Origin of the sequence: uncultured Holdemanella sp., assembly GCF_934772795.1 — a bacterium.
Taxonomy (GTDB): Bacteria; Bacillota_I; Bacilli_A; order Erysipelotrichales; family Erysipelotrichaceae; genus Holdemanella.
Window position 1 is genome coordinate 1 of the sequence record NZ_CAKVMR010000078.1, and the last position, 9,294, is coordinate 9,294.

11 protein-coding genes are annotated in these 9,294 nt (G+C 32.2%); 4 read left to right on the forward strand and 7 right to left on the reverse strand.

All coding sequences use genetic code 11. From position 1 onward, the window contains the following. Positions 1–87 precede the first annotated feature (87 nt). From Q0F04_RS10575 to Q0F04_RS10600, 6 genes are read right to left on the reverse strand one after another with little or no spacing between them, the layout of a single operon-like run. Positions 88–1,161: a Xaa-Pro peptidase family protein gene (locus tag Q0F04_RS10575; RefSeq protein ID WP_295753107.1), complete on the reverse strand. Its 1,074-nt coding sequence runs from the start codon at positions 1,159–1,161 to the stop codon at positions 88–90. Between the two features lie 10 nt (positions 1,162–1,171). After that, a complete protein-coding gene (locus Q0F04_RS10580; RefSeq protein WP_295753109.1) occupies positions 1,172–2,404 on the reverse strand; it encodes a HAMP domain-containing sensor histidine kinase in 1,233 nt (410 codons plus the stop codon). Then, the gene (locus tag Q0F04_RS10585; protein ID WP_117572058.1) at positions 2,397–3,074 is read right to left on the reverse strand and encodes a response regulator transcription factor; all 678 of its coding nucleotides are present in this window, start codon (positions 3,072–3,074) and stop codon (positions 2,397–2,399) included. Before Q0F04_RS10585 ends, Q0F04_RS10580 begins: the two co-directional genes overlap by 8 nt. A 24-nt stretch (positions 3,075–3,098) precedes the next feature. Then, entirely contained in the window at positions 3,099–3,767 is a 669-nt protein-coding gene (locus Q0F04_RS10590; protein WP_295753111.1) for a response regulator transcription factor, read from the reverse strand. 1 nt (position 3,768) lies between these two features. Next, positions 3,769–4,290 (reverse strand): hypothetical protein, encoded by a 522-nt coding sequence (locus Q0F04_RS10595; protein WP_295753113.1) that lies wholly within the window; start codon positions 4,288–4,290, stop codon positions 3,769–3,771. A gap of 58 nt (positions 4,291–4,348) precedes the next feature. Beyond that, a complete protein-coding gene (locus Q0F04_RS10600) occupies positions 4,349–5,902 on the reverse strand; it encodes an aryl-sulfate sulfotransferase (RefSeq protein WP_295753115.1) in 1,554 nt (517 codons plus the stop codon). A 226-nt stretch (positions 5,903–6,128) separates the two neighbouring features. Between Q0F04_RS10600 and Q0F04_RS10605 the strand changes: the two genes are divergently transcribed. The 3 genes from Q0F04_RS10605 (at position 6,129) to Q0F04_RS10615 (ending at position 7,907) form a co-directional block, all read left to right on the forward strand. Beyond that, on the forward strand, positions 6,129–6,614 hold the full coding sequence (locus tag Q0F04_RS10605) for an LURP-one-related family protein (protein ID WP_295753117.1): 486 nt from the start codon (positions 6,129–6,131) through the stop codon (positions 6,612–6,614). Between the two features lie 121 nt (positions 6,615–6,735). Further along, complete coding sequence (locus Q0F04_RS10610; RefSeq protein ID WP_295753119.1) at positions 6,736–6,903, forward strand: ORF6N domain-containing protein; 168 nt, start codon at positions 6,736–6,738, stop codon at positions 6,901–6,903. A gap of 617 nt (positions 6,904–7,520) precedes the next feature. Next, positions 7,521–7,907: an Hsp20/alpha crystallin family protein gene (locus Q0F04_RS10615; RefSeq protein ID WP_295753122.1), complete on the forward strand. Its 387-nt coding sequence runs from the start codon at positions 7,521–7,523 to the stop codon at positions 7,905–7,907. 154 nt (positions 7,908–8,061) lie between these two features. Here Q0F04_RS10615 and Q0F04_RS10620 read toward each other — a convergent pair whose 3' ends face one another. Further along, complete coding sequence (locus Q0F04_RS10620; protein WP_295753124.1) at positions 8,062–8,226, reverse strand: hypothetical protein; 165 nt, start codon at positions 8,224–8,226, stop codon at positions 8,062–8,064. A gap of 214 nt (positions 8,227–8,440) precedes the next feature. Here Q0F04_RS10620 and Q0F04_RS10625 point away from each other — a divergent pair. Further along, positions 8,441–9,294: hypothetical protein (locus tag Q0F04_RS10625; protein WP_295753126.1), on the forward strand; the 854-nt coding region annotated here is incomplete at its 3' end.

Below are 9,294 nucleotides of genomic sequence, written 5' to 3' on the forward strand. Positions count from 1 at the left end.
ACTACACTTGGCGGTAACTACCTGTGGTTGGTTTATCTCCAACTGAACTCATGCCATGCCCGGCACACATAAGAAAAAATGCGATGATTAACCAATCATCGCATATTTTTTATCTAGTTTATTTAACACAATACAACCATCTTCAGTAACAAGTACCAAGTCTTCGACACGAACACCCATCTTTTCAGGTAAATAGATGCCTGGTTCAATCGAGAAGATCATGCCTGGTTTTACAGTTTCTGTATTGGTTGAACTTACATCCCCAAATTCATGATCGGTTTGACCAATGAAATGTCCTAGGCGATGTGTAAAGTATTCGCCATAGCCAAAGCTAGAAATATAATCACGTGCAGCTGCATCAATATCACATAGACGAACGCCTGGACGAATAATTTTTTCCGCTTTTTCATTCGCAACACGCACAATGTCATGAATCTTTTTATATTCGTCACTTGCTTCTTTACAGAAATATGTACGTGTCATATCGGAACAATAACGATCTTTTCTTCCCCCAATATCAATGACAATACTCTCGCCTGCTTTTAACACAGAATCATCTGGCATATGGTGAGGATCTGCGCCATTAGCTCCAAATGAACAAATGGGTGAGAACGACACGTCTTGACATCCTAACAATTTATATTGTTCAAGAATAAAAGCTTCTACTTGTTTTTCTGTCATGCCTTCTTTAATGAAATCTCTTGTACGTTCCATCACAACATCATTGATCTGTGAGTTTTCAATCATACATTCAATTTCTTTTTCATCCTTAATGGCACGAGTAGCATCTACATATTTTGATCCAAGAACCACTTTCAAACCTTCACACTTTTCCATTAAAGGAATCAAGAAACGTGCTGTCCACTCTTTATCAATGCCTAGCGTTTCACTTGAATCAATAACACTAGCTAAAAGTGAAATGGAATCGTCTGTATCACTAAACCAAATTTCTTCACAATCCTTTTGTTCAACTGTAAATAATGTATTTAAAAATAATACTTTTCTTCCTTCATCATTCAAATATAGCGCAAACAATCTTTCTCCTGGACCTACATCAACACCTGTTAAATAATAAATGCTGCATGGTTCACTCACTAAGATTTGTTTAAGCCCATCCGCCTTCATTTTTGCGATTACTTGATCGACTCTTTTTTGAAACATAATTATCCTCCTAGAAATTCAAAGTAAATTCTGTACCTTGTATCTTATCACTTGTCACACTTAATTTGATTTTATGACTTTGCGCAATTTGACTGGCGATTGATAAGCCTAAACCGGCTCCCCCTTGATATTTTCTTGATTTATCAACACGATAGAAACGTTCAAATACGTGTTTTAAATCTTCAGGTGGAATATAACTATCTGTATTACGAATTGTTATGACGGGTTTATTTTGTATCTTGACTAATTTAAAATAAATCTTTCCACCCTTAGGCGTATATTTGATCGCATTGTCCAAGAAAATTAAAATCAACTGTTTTAACTGCGACTCATTTCCATGTACCTCTATATTCTCTTCCACTTCATCTATTAAATCAATACCTTTTTCAAACGCAATGGATTCAAATGGTAAAACACAATGAAAACATATATCACTCAAAGAACAATTCTGCATCGAAATTTCAATTCGATTCGCATCATTCTTGGCAAGAAACAACATATTCTCAACCAATTTTCGCATACGGTTCGCTTCACTTTGAATGGATTCGATCCATTGTTTTTGTGAAGAAATGGTTTCTGTTGAGTGATTAATTAATACATCACTATCCGCTAAAATAACCGTTAATGGCGTTTTTAATTCGTGGCTAGCATCCGCGACAAATTGTTTCTGTTTATCCCATGCTTGTTCGACGGGTTTTAGTGCCCATTTGCTTAAAATACAACTTAATATAAAGAATACGAGTAATACACTAGAACCAATTTGAATGGATATGATCAACATTCTATGAAAAGATGACTGCATATTCGATATATCCACAAAGGCTACGGCATAGCCTGAAGGAATAATAGTATTTTCGTCTACTTGATAGTTGGTGATTTTTTCTTTTTTATACGCAAACCCAAGTTTTTTCAACACTCCAATATCATCTTTGTCTTCTACACTTTCAATTAAGCTTTGTGCATCATCTGCATATATATTCCATACAGAACGACTTGTGATCATATATTCATAATTGGAATCGGTATAAATCACAAAGGAATTCCCGTTAAAATTTCGATTGTTCTCAAAAGAAAAATTAAAATCTTTATCTTTTAATTTCAAAGCTAATTCTAGACTTCGTTCTACATCTTTTTTATCATGTATATAATTGGAGCAGCATACGACGCCAAAAACAGAAAGTAAGATGATACTGACAAAGGACATTAAAATCAAAATGAATTTGGTCTGTAATTTTTTAAGCATCGCAAACCTCTAGTCGATATCCAACTTTTCGAATCACCTTAATTGAAACTTTACTCTTTAAAAATTTTAATTTCTTTCGCAAAAACGAAATATAGACTTCGACATTATTGTCCATCGCATCACTTTCACTTCCCCATACAGAGATAATCAAATCATCTTTTGAAGTAATCATTTCTGGATGTGACATTAAGTGTTTCATGATCTCAAACTCTTTATATCCCAAATGGATATGTTGACTTTTACAATACAACTCACAAGTATCCAATTGTAAAGAAAGATCTTCATACTTTAATTCGTGTACAATGACTTCTCCTTTACGTCTTGTTAGTGCATTAATGCGAGCAACAAGTTCGGCAGCTGAAAATGGTTTCGTCATATAGTCATCGGCCCCTACATTTAGGCCTTTGACTTTGTCTGGAATTTCATCTAGTGCCGACAATAAAAGTGTTGGTGTTTCAATTTTATTGGCACGCATCTTTTGTACGATCTCAAAACCATTCATACCAGGAAGCATGATATCTAAAACGGCTACATCATAGTATCCGCTTAGGGCAAGATCTAAACCTTCTTGTCCATCATAGGCCATAGTCACCTGCCATTTTTGTTCTTCTAAAATTTGTGCAATCGCATACGCAATATTTTTTTCATCATCCACTACCAATATATTCATAATGTCACGCCCTTTCTTCCTTTTTTATATATTAACACACAGTTCTATATTTTCTTCATTAATTTCAATATGTGCCTTTGATGACAAGGCCAAAAGTTTTCGATTCAAATAAGACACATATAATGAAACTGTATTCGGATTCACATTGACTCGATTGTCCCATACTTTTTCAATCACTAGCCAAATGGGTACTCGATTTGATTCACTTCGAATCAACAAAGAAAGAATACTACTTTCATATTTAGATAATTGATATTTTGTATTCTTACAAGAAAGTGTTTCTTCTTTCTTGTTCAAAATAATATCTTGATATTGTAGATAAGAATCATCCATTATATTTTCTTTCAACATCACTTTGATTCGTGCAATCAATTCCTTTGTCGAAAAGGGTTTAGATAAATAATCATTGGCACCTAGATCAAAGCCTATAACTTTATCATCTACTTCATTTAATGCACTTAAAAGCAATACCGGAATATCTATTTTCTTTTTTCGAATCATAGACAATACTTCATACCCATTCTTTTCTGGCATCATAATATCTAAAATTAATCCGTCATACATTTCTTGAGAAACAAGATGAATTGCACTATTCCCATCAAAACACACATCGCAATTATATCCTGCATCTATTAAGACGGCTTGTAGTGCCTTCGCTAAATTTATTTCATCATCCGCTATCAACAATCGCATATTATCCCTCAATTCTATCTTTGATTGCCTGAAACGATAAGTCTAAAGATGCAATTTCATCGGCACATCGTTTTAATTCACTTCGAATCAATTCTTCATCTTCAATGTGCTTCTTATAATGAATTTGATGTTCTAGATTTGCCCAAAAATCAAGTGCGATCGTACGCACCTGAATTTCAACCAAACAACCATCTACTTTAATAATCACATGTAGACTTCGATAGCCACTTGGTTTTGGTTGTTTTAAATAATCTCTTACTTCCATCACTTTAAAACATGAAACAATCCAATCTTTTACTTCATAGATTTCATCCACAAACGAACAAATGATGCGAACTCCAATAATATCATGAAGCAATGAATAATCATTACCTATCTTATTTAATACACTTTCTGGTGATTTGATCCTTGAAGTTGTATATTGTATACAATCGAATGCACTGGATTGAATTGTATTTAAAACTTGATCCAAAACATTTTTAAACTTATCATAGTCAGATCCATAAAATTCTTGATATGTCATACCATAAACATACATACAAAGACTTAAAATTGGCTTAAAAAAAGTTAGAGATTGCTCTCTAACTAAAATAATATCCTTTATAATCATAATAATAAATTCGATAAATAAAGCGATCATTTTTCTTGATACTAAATTGTTGTTCTAGATTTCCATCCGTATCATAGATAGATAAAAGTCCTGCAATACCTGAATCCACGACAATATGATCACCTAGATTTTGTGCACTCGATACATAGGCACTAAACGGAACCTCAAAAGATTTAACCAAAGTATATGTACCTTCATTTTCATCCACTAAGTATTGATAGTAATACGATGTCGTTCCTTCTAAAATACTTGTTTGAATCCCATCATTGACAGTCCAGTCATAATCTTTTCTTGTCTTTGAATAGCCAAAGTTATTGTCAAACATATATAGATAGTATTGACCTGATTCTAATGAATCATCTTCCATATAGGTTACAGTATGTTGTCCTCCACTTGTCAAGAAGTCCCCTACTTTTGTATATAAGTATTCGGTATAGTCTGTATCTTTCCAGAAATCTTCATTTCCGATGATATAGCCAATACTTGGATTTGTACTTAAGTTATTGATTTTAATGATTGAACTTGTTTCTCGAGAAGAAAGAATCGCACTATCATCACTTAAGTATTGAAGTGTATTGATATGCATCCAATCCCATTTTGAACCTTCTTTATGGTCCGTACTCTCTTTATAACTTCCAAATAAATCATCTAAATCTAATAATTCACTAACTTCTTCTGTATCTACATCCACTTTAATAATGCAGTCTTCAACACTATTCTTTTCTTCATTTGTAGCTAAAAGAATTAAATTTCCATCCTGATCAAATTGATAATCATGATGAATAATATAATTACCTAAATCATAAATGTGTTCAATCATCCCCAAATGATTGATAGCTGCCATTCTATGTGTAGAAACACTCATATATAGTGTTTGATTTTGCATCAACATACGATGTGATCGATATCCAATAATTGGAATTTCTGAACGCAAAATGCCATTTGTATCATACATATAGACAAAGTCTTGATCATCCGCATCATTTCCTAATAGTGTATATAAACCATTACCTAAGTCTTGTTTAGAACCAGATACTTGTTCAAGTTGAATATCTTCATCCCCTAAAAGAGAGCCCATTGTATAGTTTGTACTTACACTTTGACTTGTACCATCCTTATAGGTAGCTGTAATCGTAATGGTATTTGTACAATCAGGAATCAAACCAATCAATTGAAATTCATGTTCTTTTTGAAATTCTTTTGCCTGATAAGCTGTTGCACTAAAGTCTGCATAATCGTTGCTACTCACCGTATATGTAATTTTAGCGGCTTTGGATGTATTGAAATAAACATACATCGATTGCGTATTGGTTGAAAAAGGATTGTACTTCATAAATATATTTTGAAGTGTATAATTTCCATTTCCCTTTTCATTTTCTAAATCCGATAAAGCCTGTTCTTGAAACTGAGTTGTATAAATTTTATTTACAGTGACTGTAGATTGGTTATCTTTATAGATTCCATATCCAATGGTAAGTCCGATAATCAACACAAAAATCAATATATTCCCGAGTTTTTTCTTCATAACAAATTCACCTCAGAAACATTGTATTATGTTTTCCTTAAGATTTCCTTAAGTTTTCTTAAGAATTTAAAAATTGTCAAAAAAAAGGAAATAGGCATGATTATTTTAAGGGCATGAAAAGTATAATCAGTGCATTTGCCTATTTCGTTAATGAGTATATATATTAAAACTTAAATAAACCTTAAAAGATATTCAATGATGATATAATTGATTTGGTGGTGATACTATGAAACTATTATTTAAACAACGATTCTTTTCCTGGTTTGACAGCTATGATATTTATGATGAAACCGGTCGTGTTGTATATCAAGTTGAAGGAAGACTTTCTTGGGGACATAAGCTAGTCATTTATGATCGAAATGGAAATGAAGTGGGTACTGTATTAGAAAAGGTGTTGACTTTACTTCCAAAATTTGAAATCTATAAAAACAATGAATATATAGGATGTTTATCGAAAGAGTTATCTTTCTTTACTCCACATTACAACATTGACTACAATGGATGGCATATTGATGGAACTCTTACAGAATGGAATTATACAATTGTGGATGAAAGCTATGATACTGTTGCTGTTATTCGTAAAGAAATCTTTAATTTTACCGATACCTATGTCATCAATGTTAAAGATCCAGAGAATGCATTAGATGCACTTATGTTTGTCTTAGCTATTGATGCAGAAAAGTGTACTCGTAACAAGCGACGAAATAATTAGCACTCAATCATTGGTATTTTGACGTTGGTTTTATCTAGTTCCGTAACAACTTATTTATAAGGAATTTACAGGTTTTCTGTTCATCAAAAATCTCATTTATGTGGTAAGAAACAAACAAGTCATGGTGGATAGTGATCTAGCGAAGCTTTATCAAGTAGAAACAAAGGCTTTAAATCGTGCAGTAAAAAGGAATATAAAACGATTCCCAGAAGATTTTTGTTTTCAACTTACAACAGAAGAAGCAACATTTTTGAAGTGCCAATCTGGCACCACAAACAGGACAATGTAAAGAAAGCAGATCGATCGCATTAACAAAATAATCATTTTCGTTCAAAATTAGGTTGAAGTCGTTGGTAATTTTCAGTATCAAATAATTGTCTAAGAGGACGGGTAGAAATCACAACTTTGGTCGATGCTGGATTTCTACTCTTTTTATTTTCGTCCAATCCCTTCTAAAAATACTGTAACAAAAAGATAGGAAAATTCACCCTAAAAGTGTTTAAAGGTCATCTCTATCTCAGAGTCAAAATTCCTATGACTTTTAAAGGTTGATTTATCCCTATCCAATTTCAGATATTCAAAAATAAAAAAGTAAGTTAGGCAGAAAGACGAAAGTCATAGACAATGTGGCTTGCGTCTTTTTCTATTTAAAAAGGAGGTGAGCTAATGGTACAAGTCTTTCGTGTAAAGCAAAATAAGAATTTTACTATAATGAGCACTCACCATTTCATGAATAAAGATTTGAAGTAAAAATGTACTAAATGCGAAAGAGACTATTACGCCATGCAGGTCTCGTAGCAGTCACAAATTATTTACAACAATTTTAGCACTCAGCTATTGACTGTGCCAAGCGATTGTACTATGATATTAGCAGTTAAAAGATATAAGTGCTAAGGAGGATTCAATATGCGCTATTACCCTAATTATTTTGATGACTTTTTCAATGATACTAAAAAACAAGATACAAATACTGTATTAAGAACAGATATTTATGAAAAAGATGGATATTATCAAATCTGTATGGAGGTTTGTGGTATTCAAAAAGAAAATATTCAAATTGAATTAAAAGATGGTTACTTAAAGATTACCGCAACTCGTAATATCAACAAAGAAGATACTCGTGTACTTCGTCAAGAAAGATTTACTGGAACTTATTCTCGTTCTTTCTATATTGGTGAAGGCTATAAACAAGAGGATATCAAAGCTCGTTTTGACAATGGTGAGTTGTTCATCTTATTGCCTACAAAACCTGTGAAGCGTGAAGAAGAAACAAAATATATCAACATTCAATAGTGAGGGACTTGCGTCTCTCATTTTTTGTATATTAAGATTTTGGTTTCGGAGCAGTGAAACACGTTATGTGAAATAATGCTAAAATATCACATGGTATAGATTATCAGTAACGACAAAAAAGACTATTGAAATTGCCTACATCTTGTATATGTCTTTAGTTGTTGAATTGTTTTTTTACAATCACGTCTAATTTTCGAATGTAGTCAGTATTATCGAAAAAGATGTTCTTGATGAGATGAATAAAATTGAAGTTTCGAATATCACAATCTAAAAATGATAGAGTTTCAATTGGAATGTTTGAATGATAAGTTGTATCCATAATTGAAGTATAGAATAGAATGATTCTAAATCGAATAAAAACGCGGTCCCAATGTGAATTTAATGTGAACATGTGAGAACATCAATAAATATCACATATTCACATTGATGATATAATAATAAAAATAAAATAAATTAGAAAGTCTCAAATCTATCTGTTAAATCTGTTTTGAATATAGTATAATAGAGTCAGATAGAACAGGAGGACTTGTCTTATGAAGGTGTTTTCAATGTCGCAAAGAATCTATTATAAAGATCTGGAACCAGAAGCAGAATTATTCATCAAAAAAGATCTTGAACTGTATAATTGTATGCTTCATAAGGCATTCAAGATCTGTTTTGATCGTGCTTATAAGGATGTTACCTATTCAGAAACAGATCAAAGAATGATCAAGTCCTTCTATGGTACAAGTGATTATTTTCCTTTGTCTGCCATATATGAGGCCAAGGCTTTGGTGAAAAGTTTGAAATGTCTGGAAAAAGAAAATCAAGATATGATCAAGACTCGTCTTAAAAAGATAAACAAAAAAATAAAAAAGAATGAGAAACAATTGAAGAAGGCTTTAAAGGAAAAAGAGAAGCTGATCAATAGATCCAAGAAAAAGAAATATACAGAAGATGACTATTTGTATGAGGTACAGGTATTGGATCCAAACATTAAAAGATTGAAGAGTATCATTCGCAATCTAAAATTCAGAAGAAACCGAAATGAGTTCAAACTTAAAAGAAAGATGCCTTCTGTATGTTTTGGTGGTAAAAAGAATCTAAGAAGTGATTTAGAAACTTTTAGATTCAGAAGACAAAGAAGAATGCTTATTACCGGAAGAAGACAAGGCAAATATTCAAACAACCTTTTCAAATTAAATATTGATAATGATATGTTGACCTATCGAAGTACGCAGAAGGATATTGTATTCAAGGTGCAGTTTCATAAATACAAAAATGAATTGTATGCAAGAATTAATGAAAAACACAATTCACCAAATAAGGCAGTAGCCTATGAATTGATGGATTATGGTGAATACTTTATTGTGAAAGCTATATTTGAAAAACATATGAATCTTCCAAA

What these genes read in the sequence shown, in the direction of transcription:
- Q0F04_RS10575 (WP_295753107.1), bottom strand. Translation starts at nt 1,161, where the DNA reads ATGTTTCAAAAAAGAGTCGATCAAGTAATCGCAAAAATGAAGGCGGAT.
- Q0F04_RS10580 (WP_295753109.1), bottom strand. Translation starts at nt 2,404, where the DNA reads ATGCTTAAAAAATTACAGACCAAATTCATTTTGATTTTAATGTCCTTT.
- Q0F04_RS10585 (WP_117572058.1), bottom strand. Translation starts at nt 3,074, where the DNA reads ATGAATATATTGGTAGTGGATGATGAAAAAAATATTGCGTATGCGATT.
- Q0F04_RS10590 (WP_295753111.1), bottom strand. Translation starts at nt 3,767, where the DNA reads ATGCGATTGTTGATAGCGGATGATGAAATAAATTTAGCGAAGGCACTA.
- Q0F04_RS10595 (WP_295753113.1), bottom strand. Translation starts at nt 4,290, where the DNA reads ATGACATATCAAGAATTTTATGGATCTGACTATGATAAGTTTAAAAAT.
- Q0F04_RS10600 (WP_295753115.1), bottom strand. Translation starts at nt 5,902, where the DNA reads ATGAAGAAAAAACTCGGGAATATATTGATTTTTGTGTTGATTATCGGA.
- Q0F04_RS10605 (WP_295753117.1), top strand. Translation starts at nt 6,129, where the DNA reads ATGAAACTATTATTTAAACAACGATTCTTTTCCTGGTTTGACAGCTAT.
- Q0F04_RS10610 (WP_295753119.1), top strand. Translation starts at nt 6,736, where the DNA reads ATGGTGGATAGTGATCTAGCGAAGCTTTATCAAGTAGAAACAAAGGCT.
- Q0F04_RS10615 (WP_295753122.1), top strand. Translation starts at nt 7,521, where the DNA reads ATGCGCTATTACCCTAATTATTTTGATGACTTTTTCAATGATACTAAA.
- Q0F04_RS10620 (WP_295753124.1), bottom strand. Translation starts at nt 8,226, where the DNA reads ATGGATACAACTTATCATTCAAACATTCCAATTGAAACTCTATCATTT.